General features: G+C 31.5%; 15 protein-coding genes. 11 read left to right on the forward strand and 4 right to left on the reverse strand.

Translation table 11 applies throughout. The features are described 5' to 3' along the window. Positions 1 to 516 precede the first annotated feature (516 nt). Positions 517 to 1,722, forward strand: a complete 1,206-nt coding sequence (locus tag AC4FQX_RS11155; RefSeq protein WP_491167777.1) for an MFS transporter — start codon at positions 517 to 519, stop codon at positions 1,720 to 1,722. Next, positions 1,722 to 3,005, forward strand: a complete 1,284-nt coding sequence (gene kynU / locus AC4FQX_RS11160; protein ID WP_491167778.1) for a kynureninase — start codon at positions 1,722 to 1,724, stop codon at positions 3,003 to 3,005. The genes AC4FQX_RS11155 and kynU overlap by 1 nt, the downstream gene beginning before the upstream one ends. Before the next feature lie 59 nt (positions 3,006 to 3,064). Here kynU and AC4FQX_RS11165 read toward each other — a convergent pair whose 3' ends face one another. Then, positions 3,065 to 3,886, reverse strand: a complete 822-nt coding sequence (locus AC4FQX_RS11165) for a siderophore-interacting protein (RefSeq protein WP_491167779.1) — start codon at positions 3,884 to 3,886, stop codon at positions 3,065 to 3,067. A gap of 207 nt (positions 3,887 to 4,093) precedes the next feature. On the opposite strand from AC4FQX_RS11165, the gene AC4FQX_RS11170 reads away from it, so the two are divergent. Together AC4FQX_RS11170 and AC4FQX_RS11175 are read left to right on the forward strand one after the other, a co-directional pair. Next, the gene (locus tag AC4FQX_RS11170) at positions 4,094 to 4,684 is read left to right on the forward strand and encodes a hypothetical protein (RefSeq protein WP_491167780.1); all 591 of its coding nucleotides are present in this window, start codon (positions 4,094 to 4,096) and stop codon (positions 4,682 to 4,684) included. Positions 4,685 to 4,786: 102 nt separating this feature from the next. Beyond that, complete coding sequence (locus AC4FQX_RS11175; RefSeq protein WP_491167781.1) at positions 4,787 to 5,065, forward strand: putative quinol monooxygenase; 279 nt, start codon at positions 4,787 to 4,789, stop codon at positions 5,063 to 5,065. A 191-nt stretch (positions 5,066 to 5,256) separates the two neighbouring features. Here the strand turns inward: AC4FQX_RS11175 and AC4FQX_RS11180 are convergent, their stop codons facing one another. From AC4FQX_RS11180 to AC4FQX_RS11190, 3 genes are all read right to left on the reverse strand, one after another. Continuing rightward, on the reverse strand, positions 5,257 to 5,640 hold the full coding sequence (locus AC4FQX_RS11180) for a DoxX family protein (RefSeq protein WP_491167782.1): 384 nt from the start codon (positions 5,638 to 5,640) through the stop codon (positions 5,257 to 5,259). Positions 5,641 to 5,646: 6 nt separating this feature from the next. Then, complete coding sequence (locus tag AC4FQX_RS11185; RefSeq protein ID WP_491167783.1) at positions 5,647 to 6,795, reverse strand: DNA polymerase III subunit; 1,149 nt, start codon at positions 6,793 to 6,795, stop codon at positions 5,647 to 5,649. A gap of 85 nt (positions 6,796 to 6,880) precedes the next feature. Then, on the reverse strand, positions 6,881 to 7,543 hold the full coding sequence (locus AC4FQX_RS11190; RefSeq protein ID WP_491167784.1) for a thiamine diphosphokinase: 663 nt from the start codon (positions 7,541 to 7,543) through the stop codon (positions 6,881 to 6,883). A 453-nt stretch (positions 7,544 to 7,996) separates the two neighbouring features. Between AC4FQX_RS11190 and AC4FQX_RS11195 the strand changes: the two genes are divergently transcribed. The 7 genes from AC4FQX_RS11195 to AC4FQX_RS11225 all read left to right on the forward strand — a co-directional run bounded on the left by AC4FQX_RS11195 (position 7,997) and on the right by AC4FQX_RS11225 (position 18,652). Continuing rightward, positions 7,997 to 9,295 carry a phage tail-like protein gene (locus tag AC4FQX_RS11195; protein WP_491167785.1) on the forward strand — a complete coding sequence of 433 codons (1,299 nt, stop codon included), beginning with the start codon at positions 7,997 to 7,999 and terminating at the stop codon, positions 9,293 to 9,295. A 180-nt stretch (positions 9,296 to 9,475) separates the two neighbouring features. Further along, a complete protein-coding gene (locus AC4FQX_RS11200; protein ID WP_491167786.1) occupies positions 9,476 to 10,663 on the forward strand; it encodes a phosphoglycerate kinase in 1,188 nt (395 codons plus the stop codon). 104 nt (positions 10,664 to 10,767) lie between these two features. After that, positions 10,768 to 12,264, forward strand: coding sequence for a lytic transglycosylase domain-containing protein (locus AC4FQX_RS11205; protein ID WP_491167787.1), 1,497 nt, complete (start codon positions 10,768 to 10,770; stop codon positions 12,262 to 12,264). A gap of 47 nt (positions 12,265 to 12,311) precedes the next feature. Continuing rightward, complete coding sequence (locus AC4FQX_RS11210) at positions 12,312 to 13,292, forward strand: DUF4837 family protein (protein WP_491167788.1); 981 nt, start codon at positions 12,312 to 12,314, stop codon at positions 13,290 to 13,292. 156 nt (positions 13,293 to 13,448) lie between these two features. Next, on the forward strand, positions 13,449 to 13,895 hold the full coding sequence (locus AC4FQX_RS11215) for a GNAT family N-acetyltransferase (protein WP_491167789.1): 447 nt from the start codon (positions 13,449 to 13,451) through the stop codon (positions 13,893 to 13,895). 1,102 nt (positions 13,896 to 14,997) lie between these two features. Further along, entirely contained in the window at positions 14,998 to 17,241 is a 2,244-nt protein-coding gene (locus AC4FQX_RS11220; RefSeq protein ID WP_491167790.1) for a T9SS type B sorting domain-containing protein, read from the forward strand. A 4-nt stretch (positions 17,242 to 17,245) separates the two neighbouring features. Continuing rightward, the gene (locus AC4FQX_RS11225) at positions 17,246 to 18,652 is read left to right on the forward strand and encodes a PorP/SprF family type IX secretion system membrane protein (protein ID WP_491167791.1); all 1,407 of its coding nucleotides are present in this window, start codon (positions 17,246 to 17,248) and stop codon (positions 18,650 to 18,652) included. Positions 18,653 to 18,709: the final 57 nt, after the last annotated feature.

Below are 18,709 nucleotides of genomic sequence, written 5' to 3' on the forward strand. Positions count from 1 at the left end.
AAAAAGGAGTAAATAACCAATAAGAAAGAATCCACAATATTTTAAAAGTCTTTGCGAACTTTGCGTAAGTCTTTGCGTTCATTGCGGTTAAATATTTCGTTTTCAGTTTTCAGAATAATAATAAATAATCAGAAAAGATAAAAATAAGATTGTTGAACTTCCCCTCTTTTGGAGGGGTGCCCGTAGGGCGGGGTGGAATATTCAGAATCATATAAAAACACGATTCTAGAATTTCTAATCTCTTTTATTTTTTTAAATATTAAAATATTTATTTATAATAATTTATATAGTTTTATTTAAATTAATACTTTAGATAAATAATTAGTTTTAAAAATTAATACAAATAATATTTCTTTTTAACTTTTTAAATATTTTTTTTTCTTTTTAATACCATTTATTTTAAATTATTTCCTATTTTTAGGAAAATTATTCAATTTGATTTATTTAAGGTTCTATATGCTTTTATACTATATTTAGTTATCTTTTATAAATTATTTAATATAAAAAATAGAATTAATGCAGAATAAATGGTTTAAATTTACATTTCTCTTTCTTGGAGCCTTTGCTATTTCAATAAGTCAGTTAAAACTTAGTCCTACAGTTGTAGCAAAAGGAATTAGTGAATTATTAGGATTAAGTGTCGAATCAGCAGAAATACAATGGTTATCCTCTATTTTTTCAGTATCCGGTATACTTTTGGCAATGGTAGGTGGATTTGTAATGTCAAAGATAGGAGCTAAAAAACTGACGATTATTTTATTATCCTGTTTAGTCTTAGGTAATTTTCTGGGCTATATTGTAATAGATAATTATGCTTTATTGTTAATTACCAGAATAATTGAAGGCATTGCATTTTCAATGTATCTGATGGTTGCAATGGTATATATTCGCCATTGGTTTGCAGACAGTGGTTCCGGAACCGCTCTCGGTATTTTTGGAACCTATTCTGCTTTTGCTTCTATGATTATGCTCAATATTGCCGTTCCGATTGTCGATTTTAGTGGCTTTAGAAGTATATGGCTTTATCTCGGTATTTTTGCTTTTTTAAATCTGTTTGTAGTTGTTTTTGTATTTGACGATGTAGAGACAGAAAAAAAAGAAAAAAATCTTTCCTCAAATTACTTAAAACAGGCATTATCCAATAAAAGCCTTTGGTTGTTAGCATTATCATTTGGCTGTATGGCCTTTATTCTGTTTACCTTTTTATTAGTAAGTCCTTTATTTTTAGGAGGATTTTATAATTTGTCAGATATTGAAGCCAATGGTTATTCCAGTATTTTTGGTCTCGCAGGAATCCCTACAGGAATTATTGCCGGAATCCTGATTGATACTTTAAAAAGACCCGTTTTAGTAGGAATAACAGGTTTTATATTAATAGCCGTTTGCTGTTTTATAAGTGTTTATTTACAAAACTCATCATGGTATTTTGTTCCCTATTTATTTATTTTTTCCGGAGCGATATCCTTTTGTTATACAGCAGTCATGAACCTTACATCAAGTTTATCAGATAAACCCGAAATTACAGGTTATGATATTTCACTCGTAAATACCGTTTATTATACCGTTATTGTTTTTGGAGCTCCGTTAACCATGACGATCGTTCAAAAGTCAGGCTGGAATCTGGGGTTTATAATGCTTGGATTACTGGCAGTAATAGGATTAATAAGCATTATAGCGTTTAGTTCCGTTCAAAAATTAGAAACACAAAAAGAATATAAATAATGAATTACAATTTTAAATTAAGTTTAGATTTTTCTAAACAATTAGATAAAGAAGATGAGTTAAAAGATTTTAAATCTCGTTTTTATGTACAACCCGATGAAATCTACATGGATGGAAATTCTTTAGGAATGTGTAGTAAAGACGCCGAAGAAGCATTATTAAATGTTCTAGAGGTATGGAAAAAAGAAGGAATATTGTTGTGGAATATTGAGAATAACAAGTATTATCATTACAGTAGACATTTAGCCGCAATGATGGCTCCTCTTATTAATGCTAATGCAGAGGAAGTAGTTATTGCAGGAAGCACTACTTCGAATATTCATCAGGCGATTGCTAGTTTTTATAAACCTACAAAAGGAAGATATAAGATTCTGGTTGATGATTTGAATTTTCCAACAGACCGATATGCTGTTGACAGTCTGGTTAAATTAAAAGGATATACAGTTGATGAAGCAGTAAAAGTCGTTAAAAGTCCCGATGGACGTTTCATTGATGAAGATGATATTATTGCAGCAATGACTGATGATGTTGCAATTGTACATTTACCATCCGTATTATACAGAAGCTGTCAGTTACTGGATATGAAACGTATTACCGAAGAAGCCCATAAACGAGGTATTATTATCGGGTGGGATTTATGTCATTCTATCGGAGCCGTTCATCATGATTTTAAAGCAATTCAGCCCGATTATGCAGTATGGTGTAATTACAAATATTTATCCGGAGGACCCGGTGCAATAGGAGGATTGTATATTAACCGTAAACATTTTGACGAAGGACCCGGATTAGCAGGATGGTTTGGTAATAAAGACGCTACCCAGTTCCAGTTATTACATACGTTTGAACACGAACCCGATGCCAGTGGTTTTCAGGTTGGTTCACCTTCCTTATTGTCGATGGCACCACTAGAAGGAACTTTAAAAATATTCAATGATGCCGGAATGGATAAGGTTCGTAAAAAATCATTACAGATTACAGCTTATTTAATGTATTTAATCGATGAAAAATTAACAGAATATGGATATAGCATAGGAAATCCTCGTGAAGATAAAGTTCGTGGAGGGCATGTTTGTCTAGAACATGACGATGCTTATCGTATCAGTCTAGCGTTAAAAGATTATAAAATAATTCCTGATTTCAGAGAGCCAAATGTTATACGACTTGCTCCGATAGCTCTTTATACTTCTTATGAAGAAGTGTATAAACTCGTTGAAGTACTTGAAGAGATTGTTGTTAATAAGGTTTATGAAGAATTTAGTGCTGAAAAAGGACTAGTTGTTTAAGAATAGAAATACATAATTTATTATAAAAAAGCAGCTAATTTACAGCTGCTTTTTATGTTTTATATACTTCTTTCAGCTCTTCTGTCCAATTCTGAATCATTTTCTGATTTACCAAATTTCCAGTAAGAATAAGCATTTATTTCATCAACGGTCCATTGCTGTTCTTTTCTTAAAAACTGACGTAGCTCTTTTACAGAAGAAAACTCACAGGCAATATATGCAAAACGAGAGGTCTCTTTTAGTTCAGAAACCATTTTTTTTACTTTTTTAGGTAATTGGCTGTTTTGTCCCGGAGTAGGATTGCAAATCCATTCTATTTGTACCTGAGATTTAGTTTTTAGGTTCTGGATATCCTCTTTGCTTTGAACTTCAATATAAGCAACTCCTCGTGCTGTAGAAGGCAGGTCTTCCAGTATTGAAGCAAGAACTGGGATAGCCGTTGCATCGCCCGCTAACAAATACCAGTCAGCCTGAGGATATAAAGGATGAGGATCTTTGCTCATTACAACCCCCAGAGGAGCTCCTATTGGCGCATGAATCGCCCATGCAGAAGCCGGTCCCGTATCACCATGAGCCACAAAATCAATGATGAGTTCCTTTTTTTCAATATTAATTCCTCTATGCGTATAGGTTCGTTTAATAGGAGTAACCTCGGCAGGAGGATAGATCCATTTTTCCTGTTCCAAATCAAATTCAGGAAAGTGTATTGTATCCTGTCCGTGTGGCGGAATAAATATTTTATTGTTTACCCCGATTGTACTTTCTGCATATTCAGGTACCTGATCTCCCTGTAATGTGATTCGGATATAATTGGGTGTGATATACGTTCTTTCTTTTAGATAAACAGTTGTATGAAATAGATTTCCTTTTTTCTTTGCCATAATATTCTTTGTAAATGAATTCCCTGTAAAGATACTAATTTTACAGTATTTAGAATGATTAAAAATAGCACAAAAAACAGACTATTATTTTGTTATATATCATGTCTCGTATTTTCGTATATTGTTTATATTTGAAGATACTAGATTTTGATGATGAAAAACGAAAAGAAGTAGTTATGATAATAGAAAAACCGAAATATGAAAAGAATGAAATTGATAAAGGAATTTTGTGTTGTATTATTTATTCTTTTAAGTTTACAATCTTGTGAAAAGAAGAATAAAAATATTGAAATAATACCTGCTGTTTCTGAAGAAAAAACACAACAAGAATATAGAAATACTGATTTTGATTTTTTAGAAAAATATCCTTTTAAAACAATTCCATTAGTGGATTCAACTAATTTTGATACTTTTGAAATGAAGAATCAGTTGACAAGAAAACAAGTTCAACTCCTTAAACTGAAGAATATTCTTTTAGATGATTTCGAAGAAACAGAAGAATTTACAGTTAATTACAGATTACAATTATCAGAAAATTTTCATACCATAGTGATCAGTTACTATCGGGGAGAAATGGAATTACCTACTATGCTGATCAATTATGATATGAGTTATAATGTAATTGATTATAAGATGATTGCTTATGATGAGATTGCGGAAAGTATTTTGTGTACCACATCAGAGATCACTAAGAACAGCCTGACAATAAAAGATGTAAATTATTTTTTGGAGCTACCAGAAGTTGAGATTATTACTTACAAACTCACAGAAAACGGCACAATAGAAATTAGAAGATAAAGTTTTGAAAAATAGGGTATTATAACGAACAGATTTTTGTTTAACAGATCTATAAAAATAGAAAGTATATATTTGTTATTTACAAATACAATTTAATACACCATGGGAAAAACAATTATTGCAAGACTAAGTATAAAACCGGAATGCATAGAACAGATCAAAGAAGCTGCCAAAGAGCAGATTGCAAAAACCAGACAAGAAGAAGGATGTCTTATTTATGATTTGTATCAATCTGCTGAAAACCCTTCTAATTTTGTTTTTTATGAAAAATATAAAGATGAGAAAGCCGTTCAGTTACATGGCAGTTCAGAGTATCTTGAAAAATTCCTGAAGCTGGTTAAAGATTGTTCACAAGCAGGAGTAGAATTAGAAGTATTTTAAAATAATCTTTTATTATTTTGATTTTAAACATCACTTTAATTTCTTGTTTTTTTGAGAGATAAAGTGATGTTCTTATTTAAAAAATAAGGTAAATATATAAATTCTATTTTATTAATATTAAAGTATATATAGTAAGTTAAGTATAGTGTTACTTTAAATAAAAAACCTTTGCGACCTTAGCGGTTAAACCCTCACTGAAGCAGATAAACCGCTATAATTGCCGGAATAAAATAGATAGCAATTGTTCTCGCACCATCATAATCCTTTGCCAGTCGTTGACCGAATAACATCATTAATAGTGTGATTGCTGAAGTAACAGCAGCATATAATGCAAAATGAGAAGACAGATTCATACATAATTCAATAATTCCCACAATACATAAAGCAGTAGAGAGTACCTCCATAATAACTAAAATAACAAGAGAAGCAGGAATGAAATCTTTTAAAAACGTTTTAGAGAAATGCCCTTTCAGCCAATTGATATTCCCTTGCCAGTCTGAGACTTTTTCATAACCGGACTGTATATAAGTGAGTGCAAAAAAGAGTAAAATTAAAACAGCAGCAATATTTATCATAACTATTTATTTTTTATGAATAAGTCGTGTTAATCGGATGGACAGATCAGTCAGAATAATCTTAGAGTTTCCGTTACGTTCAATATGATAGATTGCATCTGAAAGCTCTTTAAAAATAGCATGGATATTATTTCCATTTACAAAAGGAGCAAAATTCTCCAGTTTGAATTTATCCACATTAGGCTCCATATACACCAATGGTTTTGCCTGATAATTCAGTAACAAAGCCTGTCGGAACAGATCAATACAGTAATGCAGAAATTTCTTTTGTGCCTCACGGCCTAAGCCCGCAATATTCTCACTCCACACAATCAGATCTTGAATTGCCGCAGCATTTCCCTTTGCCCTGAAAGCAGCACGAACCCACATAACAAACCATTCGTCAAATGGCAGTTCTTCACTATCCTGATTTAAGATCTGTAATGCTTTATTATAATTACCCTGTGACTGATGCGCTATTTTCTGAGCCAGATTAGGATTAACCTCTTTTTTTGCAATCAGAGTCGATGCAATAACACTTTCGCTGATTGGATTAAAATGCAGTACCTGACAACGAGAACGTATCGTTTGTATAATATCCTCCTCATTTTCAGTAATTAGTATAAACAGAGTCTTAGCAGGTGGTTCCTCCAGTATTTTCAGTAGTTTGTTAGCAGAAGCAATATTCATTTTATCTACCATCCAGACAATCATTACTTTATATCCCCCCTCATAAGATTTTAAAGAAAGTGCTTTTACAACCTCAAGAGCATCATCCACACCGATCTGTCCCTGTTTGTTCTGGATTCCGATGTGTTTATACCAGTCAAATACACTTCCATAAATAGAATCCGTTAGAAATTCACGCCAGTATTTTAAAAAGGCATTACTAGTAGGATGACTTTTTATTTCATCATTTGTTGCTATAGGATATATAAAATGAAGATCAGGATGAGAAATGGCATTAAATTTCAAATTGCAGGCTTCATTTCCACCTGTATTTTCTCCATTTATATTACCACATAGAATATATTGTGAATAAGCAATAGCCATTGCTAAAGTACCACTTCCCTCAGGTCCGACAAATAATTGTGCATGTGGAATTCTTCCAGCTTCAGCACTTGTTGTCAAATGATTTTTAATGTGTTCCTGTCCTAAAATATCTGAAAACTGCATGTAGCAAAGATATTTATATTTTTGATGTAGGAATACATTATAATGTGTTTTTGTTATTTCAGAATTATAATAATTTTAGAATTCATCAGTCAAAACATTCCATCATTAGTAAATCTCCCTCTTTATGTTCAATAGAAACGATACCGTCTGTTGTTGCTTCATTACTACTGCCAGTTCTGAGTCCAATAATGAGAGACTCATTCTGTAAAGGATATTTCAGATTTTTGGTAACAATACCGGAAACCGTACCAATAGGGATTAAAGAGATAGGAGTAGCAACAGGATACCATTTTTCAAATTTTCGCGGTAATAAGAAAACTTTAGAATGATCGTCCAGGATCACAATTTTCAGAGTATCCCGAAATCGTACTACATTCGTTAAATTCGTTATAGTATGATCCGCTCTTTTTCCCGTTGCCCAGACTACATTTACAGAAGGGATTTTTCGTTCAACCAGATAATCGAAAGCCTTTTCCAGATCCGTTTTATTCTGATCCGGTGTATATACGATTTCCAGAGGATATTGAGAATCCTTATATATTTCAGGGTTAAAATCCCTGTCGAAATCTCCAAGAAGAACATCTATTTTAATTCCCAGTTTCAGAACCCTTTCTATTGCAGAGTCTAATACAATAACCAAAGGAGACCATTCCAGTAGCTGCCCCAGTAATTCATCACTACAAGCTGCCCCGTTGGCAATAATAAGAGCCGGTTCCTGATCGTCGCGAACAATATGATGTGATGACATATTTTATAGTTGTTTAAAAGAGCAGTACAAAAGTAAAATAAATTTATGGATGAGTTTTAGTTGATACTTGTTTTATAAAATAAGTTAATTATAAAACAAACCATTTTATAATTAAAAATTATATTAATTTATTGATTTATATATAACAAAAAAAGAAATAATATTTTCATTTAAGTTGTATTTTATTATATTGCAGATGTTTTAATATTATTTTTTGTTTTATATAAACAATGTGATTTTATTCTTAAGTGATTATTTTTCGTTCGGTAGCTTGTTTTTAGTGGCAATATAGTGTCAGAATTATTATAATTACGTTAAAATAGTATTTTTATACAATGATCTTTAGTTACTTAAATATATAATGTTTTTGCTATAAAGGTTGGTGTGAAATGTTGCATTTTATATTCTTTTTAAAATAAATTGTTTAATTATAGTTGATAATTATAAAAAATTATGAGATTATTATTGTTGGTTTTTATGTTTCATTCTTGTATATTGTTTTCCCAGACCTCTATTGGCGGTTTGTTTCCGGATTTTCACGCACAATTAGATGTTATATCTACAGAAAAGGGAGTACTAGTTCCAAGAGTAACATTGACAGATGTTAAAGAACCGAATCCTTTAGACAATACTTCAAACGCTATACCGGAGAGTTTATTAGTTTATAATACCGGAGATAATATTAATGTTATTGCAGGATATTATTATTGGTTTAATAACCAATGGAATAAAATTGCTACACAAGCAGAAGTTAATGTTGCTGCCCTTAAACCATGGAATGTAGCAGGAGGAACAATTAGTGCAACTTCAAATGATCAGGATATTTATCAAAAAGGAAACGTAGGTATTGGAGCATCAGGAATGACCCCTATGGCTATGCTGGATGTGAGAGGAGATGCTTTGATAAATGGTTTAACCGTAGGAAAAGGTAGTGGTTCAGCTGTAGGCAATACAGTTCTGGGTTATGAAACGCTTAAAAGGAATACAAAAGGAGTTTATAATACGGCACTCGGATTTTGCTCTCTTGTTGATAATACAACAGGATATCGAAATATAGGTGTAGGTGCGCTTAGTCTTTTTAATAATTCAACAGGATATTATAATACGTCAGTTGGATATTGTTCACTTCCATATAACAAAGATGGAATATTTAATGTTGCATTTGGATGTTTTTCATCTATTCAGAATGTATCCGGAAGAGATAATATTACTTTAGGAAATGAAGCAGGTTTTTGGAATATATCCGGAAATAATAATATAGCTATAGGAAATCATCATGTAGCACATGTGCTCCCTATGCTTATATATAATTTTGAAAATTCGATAACTATTGGTACCGGAGCAATACCGCTGGGTTCTAATATTGTTAGATTAGGAAACAGTGACATAACAGGAATTTATACTTCTGGAAGGTATTATTCATTATCAGATGAGCGCTACTACATTAAAGATAAAATAGAAGATAAAGATAACATTTCAGATATTACATTGGGATTAGATTTTATCAATAAAATTCGTCCTGTTGAATTAAAGAAAGGAAAGAAAGCATGGGGTGTGGTTGCTCAGGAATTACAAAAAATCATAAAAGAAGAAGGATATGAAAACGCAGGTATTATAGGAGTGGATAATAATACCGAAGAGAAATATTTATATGTATCTTATAATCAGTTAATTGCTCCAATGATTAAAGCAATTCAGGAGTTAAACAAAGAAGTTCAGAAATTATCAAAAATAGTTCAGGATTTAAATTAGAAATAGGATATTTAAAAGATTGAACTACAAAGGAGTCATTCTTGTCTATTGTCTCTTTCTTCTAAAACACCGTAAATCCTAAGAAACAAAATAATTTTTGTGTTAATCGGTAATATCCAAATCATTAAATAACTTATATTTGTGGATCTTAGAAAAATATAATCTTAATACCATAGATAAATGAAAACTGTACAGGATTTCAATTTTAAAAATAAAAAAGCATTAATAAGAGTTGATTTTAATGTCCCTTTAGATGAACACTTTAACGTTACCGACGCTACTCGTATTGAGGCAGCTAAGCCCACTATTGAAAAAATACTTAAAGATGGCGGCAGCGTTATTCTTATGTCTCATTTGGGGAGGCCAAAAGGCGCAGAAGATAAATATTCATTAAAACATATTGTAAAAAAGGTATCAGAAGTTCTAGGCGTTGAGGTATTATTTGCAAAAGACAGCAGAGGAGAAATTGCAGAAAAAGCAGCTAAACAATTACAACCCGGTCAAGTATTATTATTAGAGAATTTAAGATTTCACAAAGAAGAAGAAGCCGGGGACATTACTTTCGCAAAAGAATTAGCAGCTTTGGGCGATATTTATGTTAATGATGCCTTTGGTACAGCACACAGAGCACATGCTTCAACCACTATTATTGCTCAGTTTTTTCCAGAAAACAAATGTTTCGGAATTTTACTCGCAAAAGAAATAGAAAGTTTAAATAAAGTTTTAAAGAACAGTCAAAAACCTGTAACAGCCGTTTTAGGAGGATCAAAAGTATCATCAAAGATCACAGTAATAGAAAATATCTTAGACAAAGTAGACCATCTGATTATTGGAGGAGGAATGACATTTACCTTTATAAAAGCATTAGGCGGAAAAATAGGAAATTCTATCTGTGAAGATGATAAACAAGAACTGGCTATTGAAATTTTAGAGCAGGCAAAACAAAAAGGAGTTCAGATCCATTTACCCGTAGACGTTATTGCAGCAAACGCATTTAGTAACGATGCAGAAACAATAGTAGTAGACGTAGATAAAATTCCGGACGGATGGCAAGGTCTCGACGCAGGTCCAAAATCATTAGAAAATTTTAAAAAAGTAATAATGGATTCAAAGACAATTCTTTGGAACGGTCCCTTAGGTGTTTTTGAAATGGAAAATTTTGCAAAAGGAACCATTACCTTAGGAAACTTTATTGCCGAGTCAACAACAAAAGGAGCTTTTTCCTTAGTTGGAGGAGGAGATTCCGTTGCTGCAGTAAAACAATTCGGGTTAGAGCCAAAAATGAGTTACGTTTCCACCGGAGGCGGTGCTATGCTTGAAATGTTAGAAGGAAAAATACTTCCCGGAATAGCCGCAATTCAAAATTAATTTTCAGTTTTAACAAATTTTATATAATAAAATAGTTTAATACTTATTAAGTTTGCCAACCAGACATAATTGTTTGGTATATAATAAGTTATAATTTTATAATCATGAATAAGAAAACTCTTATACCTTTATTCTTACTTTTATTAACCCATTCTATATTTGCTCAGAGCGGTGCAGGAAAAGAAATTAATTTATTACAATCCAACCAGCTTTCCGCTTTGGATTCCATTAAATTAACCTTTGTGAATCATAATAAAGCAACTACGATAGATAGTCTTTTATTAAAAGAATTGTCTAACGAAGAACTGTATGATGATATGTTTGTAGATATTACAGAAGTAAATTTAGATGAAACCGTTTCTTATGATTTATCCACATCCCTGCTAAAAGAACGTTTAAAAGCACTGAATGCTAAAACACCTTTCAATATTGAGTATAACGAAGCACTGGAAAATGTGATCAAATCTTTTTTAAAGAACAGAAAAAAATCTTTTGAAAGATTAATGGCTATTTCAGAATATTATTTTCCGATGTTTGAAGAAGCATTATCAAAATATGATGTTCCACTAGAGATCAAATATTTAGCTATTGTAGAATCCGCTTTAAATCCAAGAGCAAAATCAAGAGTTGGAGCAACAGGATTATGGCAGTTTATGTACCCTACAGGAAAACAGTTCAATCTGGATGTGAATTCTTACGTTGATGAAAGAAGTGATCCGTTAAAAGCAACAGAAGCAGCCTGTCAGTATTTATCCAGTTTATATAATGTTTTTGGAGACTGGGATTTAGTTTTAGCATCCTATAACGCAGGTCCCGGGAATGTTTCAAAAGCGATTCGACGTTCAGGAGGTTACCAGAATTATTGGAATATCAGAAAAAATCTTCCTCGTGAAACTCAGGGTTACCTTCCTGCTTTTTTAGCTACAATGTATATTTATGAATATCATAAAGAGCACGGAATCAATCCTAAAAAAGCAAAATTAGCTTATTTTGCAACAGATACTATAGAAGTGAAAAAACAAATAACCTTTGATCAGATTTCACAATTATTAGAAGTTCCCGTTGATCAGATTCAATTTTTAAATCCCATCTATAAGTTAGACATCATCCCTGCTATTGCAGATAAAAAATATTATTTAAGACTTCCAATTGATAAAATAGGTCTTTTCGCGTCTAATGAAGATAAGATATACGCCTATGCCCAGAGTGAATTTGATAAAAGAGAAAAACCGTTACCAGAATTAACAACCCAAAGAACAGAGCTTGTTTCTACAGGAAATGTATCATCGCATACTGTTAGATCAGGAGATAATTTAGGAGTTATTGCTAATAAATATGGAGTTACCGTAACCAATATCAAGAAATGGAACGGTATGAAAAATAATGTAGTCAAGGCCGGTCAAAAATTAAAAATACACAGTAATAAAGCAGTTGCAGGTAATAGTAATGTTTCAGGATCTAACTATATTGTGAAAAATGGAGACTCTTTATTCTCAATTGCTAAAAAATATCCCGGAGTTTCTGTAGATAATATCAGAAAATGGAACGGTATTAGTGGTAACAATATCAAACCGGGAATGAAACTTAAAATTAAAGGATAAATTTTATTTGTTATAATTTTAAATCTCATTCTTTTAATATTGTTATTATGAAGAATGTTTATTTAGTACTGTTTTCTCTTTCTGTTTTGTTTACAGCCTGTAATCACGATCAGAAAGAGGAAGCAGATCTTAAAGAATCTTCTGGAAAGATAAACTCTGTATCTATATTTATTGATGATGCTTTGTGGAATGGCGAAGTAGGAGACAGTCTCCGTAAAAAACTTGCCGCTTCAGTAGACGGTCTGCCTCAGGAAGAACCTATTTTTAATATCAATCAGCATCCTACCAAAGTTTTTAACGGATTAATGACTAATTACAGAAATATTCTGGTCATTAGAAAAGAACCTAAAAACGACTTCAAAATAGTTGAAAATGAGTTTGCACAAAATCAGAGTGTGATCTATATTTCAGGACGAAATATCTCAGAGATTTTAGAACAAATAGAATGTAATCTGGACTCCATTATTTCAATAATTAAAAAAAGAGAAATAGAAGAGAATCAGAGAATAATAAGTGTCAGTTTACTGGATGATATGCTCATTAATGATAAATTCAGACTATCTTTAAAAATCCCTTCCACATTTCAGTATGTGCTGAATAAAGACCATTTTCTATGGATCAAAAAAGAAATTTTAAGCGGAAGTTCCAGTATTATTATTTATGATATTCCATTATCTTCCGTTAAAAGTGATGCTACAGCAATGAGTGACGTTATTCGTGTACGGGATTCCATAGGAAGTCTTTATATTCATGGGAAACCGGATAACGCAAATATGATTACAGAAGAAGCCTATTCTCCTTATCTGCTCCATAAAAAGATAGATGGAAAAAAAGCTTATGAAACCAGAGGAACATGGGAAGTTAAAAATGATTTTATGTTTGGTCCTTTTATTAATTATGCCATTATGGACAGTATAAACGACAGAATCATAGTAATTGAAGGGTTTACTTATGCCCCTTCCACGCCTAAAAGAGATATTATCCATGAACTCGAAGCGATAATTAAATCCGTTAAAGTTTTAAAATAGAGTTATACCGTTTAAAACAAATTTTATATTTATTTAAACAGTCCCATAGATAACATTCCTGTCTTACTCCCCCCCAGAATGAAAATAATTAAATTATGATTCTGTAAAAAGAGAATGTTGTGTATTTTCGCCGTATTAAAATTAAAAACAAAAAGAATGACTGTAATTTGGAAAATAAAAACGTTTAACGAACTTACTCTTGTCGAGTTATATCAGATGTTGGAACTACGCAGTGAAGTATTTGTAGTAGAACAGGATTGTGTTTATCAGGATATAGACGGGAAAGATATGAAAGCTTTACACTTATTAGGGACTGTAGACGGAAAAGTAATAGCCTGTTCCAGATTATTTGATGCCGGGATTTATTTTGATACAACTTCAATAGGAAGAGTTGTTGTTTCAAAAGAATACAGAGCGCAGAAATTGGGGCATGTACTTATTAAGAAAGCAATAGAAGGAATCAGAGAATATTTTAATAAAGAAACTATTACCATATCTGCACAATGCTATTTGCTGCGTTTTTATAAATCACATGGTTTTGAGCCTGTTGGAGAAGAATATCTGGAAGACGGTATCCCTCATATAAAAATGGTGATTCCGTAAAATAATATTGTTTTATAGTTTATACAATATATTGATATAAAGTCCGTTATCATTTGTCATGTAAATATTTGATACATTATTGAAAATAAATTTTTTTGATTAGAATTGAAGATAAAACAGTTGTCATTTGCGATATGAAAGGCAATAGAACAACGAATATTTATGAAGAAGAGCAGAGAGAAAAAGAATAGTAATATCTTTTAAGACAGAGGATCATAATAGAACGAGTACTTATTCTCTTTCTATGATAAATGAGACTTTAGTAGTTTGTCTTTATATTCGTTTAGAATTAAACTTGCGAAGTAGTATTCCTACTAATTTTTATTTTAAAAAAAATCTGTTTTTATGTTTTGTTTAGAAAAGTAAATCCGGTTTAATTAACATAAAGAAAACAGTTAATCACTTCATGCCTTTGTTTTTACGATTAAAAACAACCTTTTTTTTTAAAACAACTCTATTTTGTATTTTTTTATAATTTATACTTTTAAACGCTGTATTCTTAAAAAATACGCCCTTTTTTTAATTTTTTTAATTTTTTTTAAAGATATTTAGTCTATTTTTGTCTTTATTAAACAATGTTAATTATAATAATTTAGGTGTATGCATTTTTTTTTTAAGCTTGAAGAACAGATATTTTTCCATTTATTATAGACTATTTTATTGTAATAAGTGTTTGTTTTTCAATATATAAGGTTCTGTTGTGTTTAGAATTGTTCACAAGTTTGTTAATAATTTTTTAATATTTTTTAAATTTTCACGACAATATTTTTTAAAGATATATTTTTAAACAAGATAAAAAAGTGTTAATATTGTAGCTTGATTTTAGGATACTTGCTGCTATTGACTCTTTTTCACGGAGAAGAGGTTAAAAAAAGTTTATATAATTTTCTTTAGCTCTATTTTATGTAACTTCATTCGATATATTATAATAAATAATGAAGTTTTATGAAAAACAACCTAATTATTATGATTTTCGAGAGATATAATCATAAATTAAAAATATATAAAATAACATCTTATAATATGTTTATCTCTATGATAACTATATTAAGATGATTTATTATAAAGTGATATTATAATTTATAAGAAATACGGTTTAAAAATGATGAAAAATAATATTTTTACTAAATGTAAGTTGTCTGTATTCTTCCTTTTGATGAGTTCAGGTCTGATGTTTTCTCAAGGAGGAGCGATAACGATACCTGATGGTGGTTTGGGTTTTGAAACCGCCTGTGGATTTTTTGGTTTTGATTTTCCGGTCTCTTTTACAGTAAGTGGACCAGTTCAGACTGATCTTGGTGTTAATTTTAATATCGAGCTATCAGATTCCGAAGGGAATTTTAATAATCCGGAACAGGTTGGTTATGTACAAAACACCGGTAAAAGACAATATACAGCGAGGTTTTCTTTGCCTCAAAACACATTTGGACAGAATTATAAAATAAGGGTACGAAGTACATCATTACCGGTTATAATAAGTAACGAAAGTGATAGTTTTCCGGCTTATTATAAAAAACACATTGGAATTTTCACAATTAATAATGGTTATGAGAACGTTACTATTTGTGAGAATGGTTCCTATACATTAAAGATTGATAATACAGATAATTCTCCTTTGAAGTATTCGGATTTAAAATATATATGGTATAGAGATGGCCAAGTAGTACCAGGAGAAACAGGTAGCTCATTAGAGGTTAAAGATTCAGGAAGATATTATGTTGTTACAGATTATGGACCTTGTACTTCTGTAGGTGGTGATAATTCTTCTAATTCAAAAGCAGTTATAGTTACTAAAAGTACAGGAGGTTTGGAGAATGTCACAATCACTTCTTCAAGTACATTATTATGTCCCGGTTCATCCATAGGTTTGAGTTCTAATTTTACTACCGATTCGTCTTATTCCTATCAGTGGTATTTAGACGATAAAATTATTTCAGGAGCAATAGGTTCTCAATATGATGCAACAATCCGAGGGGAGTATCGTCTGGTAGTTTCTCTTGGTGACTGTAATGCTTCTTCAAATACAATTATACTTGAAGCAGCAGCAGATGATATTACAGCGTCAATAGAAGTGGACGGTAGAGTTGTAGATGTGAATGATAAAACTGTTTTGCTTCCGGAAGATACTAAAAAGATTACAGTTATTACAAATGCAGTTTCACCGGAATTTAAGTGGTATAGAGATGAAATAGAAATAGTAGGAAAAACAGGGAATTCGTTAGTGGTGGATTCTTCCGGAAACTATAAAGTAGTTGTAACACAAATCAAAGGTTGTAATATTAAAAAGATATTAAAGACTTCAATACTAGACCCTACAGGGTTCAATGCAGCTATTAGAGTGAGTGATGATTATCTGAAATGTGCTGCGAGTACTAATATTAGTCTTAGCAAACTGGAAGCCATAATTTCAGATGGAGAAATAATAGATGTTACAGATCAGTTAAAAAATAATAGTTATCAATGGTATAAAGACGGAACAGAAGTAATAGGAGCTACAATCAGCAAGATCGATATTGATAATTTCACAAATAACGGAACTTATCAGTTACAGATAAAAATTGTAGGTTTTAAAACAGTTATGTCTAATGAAATAAAAGTAGAATTAGGATATGATAAAAAAATCACAATTCGTTCAGATGAAATGCTGTGTGATAATAACCCTATAGTTACTATTATTAGTGATAGTAATGATGGAAATTTACCCCTTGTTTATGAGTGGTATAAAGAAGGGAGTCAGGATGTTTTAGGAACAGGAAATTCGTTAGAAGTACGTGTTCCGGGTATTTACAAACTTAAAGTATCTACTCCGTCCGGATGTGTACAATATTCTAATTCTTATGAAGTTATTTCATTTGATGGATCCAAAGTAACCATTAATGCTCCGGAGAATATAACAGTAGTAAACGGATCATCTAAAATAATTTCTGCAAGTGGAGCACAAAATTATACATGGTACAAAGACGATAAGATTCTTAGTACAGTATCAGACCTTACTCTTAGAGAAGGAGGCGTCTATGTTTTAGTAGCAACTATAGGAAATTGTGAAGTTACAAAAACATTTAGAGTGACTCTTGTGGAAAACACGAGCGTTGTTATTCCGAATGTTATTAGTCCAAACGGAGACGGAATAAATGACACTTGGAATTTACCAAATGAATATGCATATCAGAATAATGTAGAAATTATAATTATAAGTGCTGGAGGAAAAATTCTTTTTCAGCAAAAAGAGTATCAAAATAATTGGCCTCAGACAAGTTTTGATTATTCTAATGGACCAGTGGTCTATTATCAGATAGTTAAAGAAGGTAAAGTAGTAAAACGAGGCTCAATAACAATATTAAAGTAATATGATGAAAAAATATTTATTTGTAGTATTTCTTTGTCTCTCAGGATTAATGAAAGCTCAGGAAAGTGTAACAGTACCTTTTGATATTCCATATCAGAATGCATTGAAGTTTAATCGTTTTTTAATGAATCCAACATTTTCATTTGTTGGAGAAGACCGTTCTTATATTAATTTTTATCATCGTAATCAGTGGATGCAGTTTAACGATTCCCCAAAAACGTATTTTATAAATTATTCAGGGAAAATAAGTGAAAGAGCAGGAGTTGGGTTAGGACTATATCAGCAGAAACTTGGGATTTTTACAAATTTTGGAGCCATAGGAAACTACGCCTATAATGTTAAGTTTAGTGAGAAGAACAGTCTGACCTTAGGGTTTAATGTTGTATATTATAATAGTGGTATAGATGAAGGAAGAGCAGTGGCAGGAGATCCGGATCCATCTATACAACAGGTTGGAAAGGATTCCTTTGTTGCTTTACATCCGGGGGTAAACCTAACATTAGGTAGTTTTGATATTGGATTATACGCAGAAAATCTGGCAAATTATAATATTACTAAAGGCATCTTTTTAAAAGAATTCTCAGGAAAAAAATTTGCAGGACATATTATGTACACTAAAAAACTGGAAAGTGGGTCCGGTTTGTTTGAAAACGGAAAAATAGCGGCGATAGCAACAGGAAGATCAAAAGAAAATGAAGATTTCACATGGTCTCTCGGTTCCATATTAGATTTGCCAAAGGCAGGCTGGGTACAAGCAGGATATGATGATTTTTTTGGAATGTCTTATGGTATAGGATTTCATTTGTCACAACGTTTATCATTGGGATATACCTATGAAAAAGGATCAAAAAAATTATTATCCGATTTTGGAGCGACACATGAAATAGTCTTTGCTTATTCATTTAAGCCCTATACAGAAGAGAGAAATGTAGCGTCAAATGAAAGAACAACACGTCAGAAAAGAACACCAAAAGAAAAAGTAAAGAAAGAACCTGCGATAGTAGAAGAGCCAAAAGCAGAAACAGAGAAAATTGCTAGTGCAGAAACAAAACCAGGTCCCGTTCCGGCATCCGTAGATGAAATGAATAAGGAAATAGCAGGACAGAAATCAAAAGGTGAAAAATCCTCTGAAGAAAGAATTTTAAGACAGAATCTTGCAGGAGTAGAAGCCGGATATTATCTGATTGTGAATGTATATAAAGAAGAAGAAAACTTACATCGATTCATGGATCAGTTACACGCAAATGGATTTAGTACCGCAGCTTATTTTACAGACCAAAAAACTAACTTGAAATATACTTATTTAAAGAGATATGATACATTAAGTGAAATTAGAGAAGCTTATAAGTCAAGATTGAATAATTCCTATGATGGTCCTATATGGATTTTACATATTGATAAATCATTATAACAATAAAAAAACTATGATACTAAAAAATAGATGACTACTATATAGAAAAGTTATAAG

The organism is Flavobacterium sp. AK-301 (genome assembly GCF_058310215.1).

Coding starts and splice junctions, on each gene's coding strand:
- AC4FQX_RS11175 (WP_491167781.1), top strand. CDS start 4,787: ATGGGAAAAACAATTATTGCAAGACTAAGTATAAAACCGGAATGCATA.
- AC4FQX_RS11210 (WP_491167788.1), top strand. CDS start 12,312: ATGAAGAATGTTTATTTAGTACTGTTTTCTCTTTCTGTTTTGTTTACA.
- AC4FQX_RS11185 (WP_491167783.1), bottom strand. CDS start 6,795: ATGCAGTTTTCAGATATTTTAGGACAGGAACACATTAAAAATCATTTG.
- AC4FQX_RS11215 (WP_491167789.1), top strand. CDS start 13,449: ATGACTGTAATTTGGAAAATAAAAACGTTTAACGAACTTACTCTTGTC.
- AC4FQX_RS11195 (WP_491167785.1), top strand. CDS start 7,997: ATGAGATTATTATTGTTGGTTTTTATGTTTCATTCTTGTATATTGTTT.
- AC4FQX_RS11220 (WP_491167790.1), top strand. CDS start 14,998: ATGATGAAAAATAATATTTTTACTAAATGTAAGTTGTCTGTATTCTTC.
- AC4FQX_RS11165 (WP_491167779.1), bottom strand. CDS start 3,886: ATGGCAAAGAAAAAAGGAAATCTATTTCATACAACTGTTTATCTAAAA.
- AC4FQX_RS11205 (WP_491167787.1), top strand. CDS start 10,768: ATGAATAAGAAAACTCTTATACCTTTATTCTTACTTTTATTAACCCAT.
- AC4FQX_RS11200 (WP_491167786.1), top strand. CDS start 9,476: ATGAAAACTGTACAGGATTTCAATTTTAAAAATAAAAAAGCATTAATA.
- AC4FQX_RS11155 (WP_491167777.1), top strand. CDS start 517: ATGCAGAATAAATGGTTTAAATTTACATTTCTCTTTCTTGGAGCCTTT.
- AC4FQX_RS11180 (WP_491167782.1), bottom strand. CDS start 5,640: ATGATAAATATTGCTGCTGTTTTAATTTTACTCTTTTTTGCACTCACT.
- kynU (WP_491167778.1), top strand. CDS start 1,722: ATGAATTACAATTTTAAATTAAGTTTAGATTTTTCTAAACAATTAGAT.
- AC4FQX_RS11170 (WP_491167780.1), top strand. CDS start 4,094: ATGAAATTGATAAAGGAATTTTGTGTTGTATTATTTATTCTTTTAAGT.
- AC4FQX_RS11225 (WP_491167791.1), top strand. CDS start 17,246: ATGAAAAAATATTTATTTGTAGTATTTCTTTGTCTCTCAGGATTAATG.
- AC4FQX_RS11190 (WP_491167784.1), bottom strand. CDS start 7,543: ATGTCATCACATCATATTGTTCGCGACGATCAGGAACCGGCTCTTATT.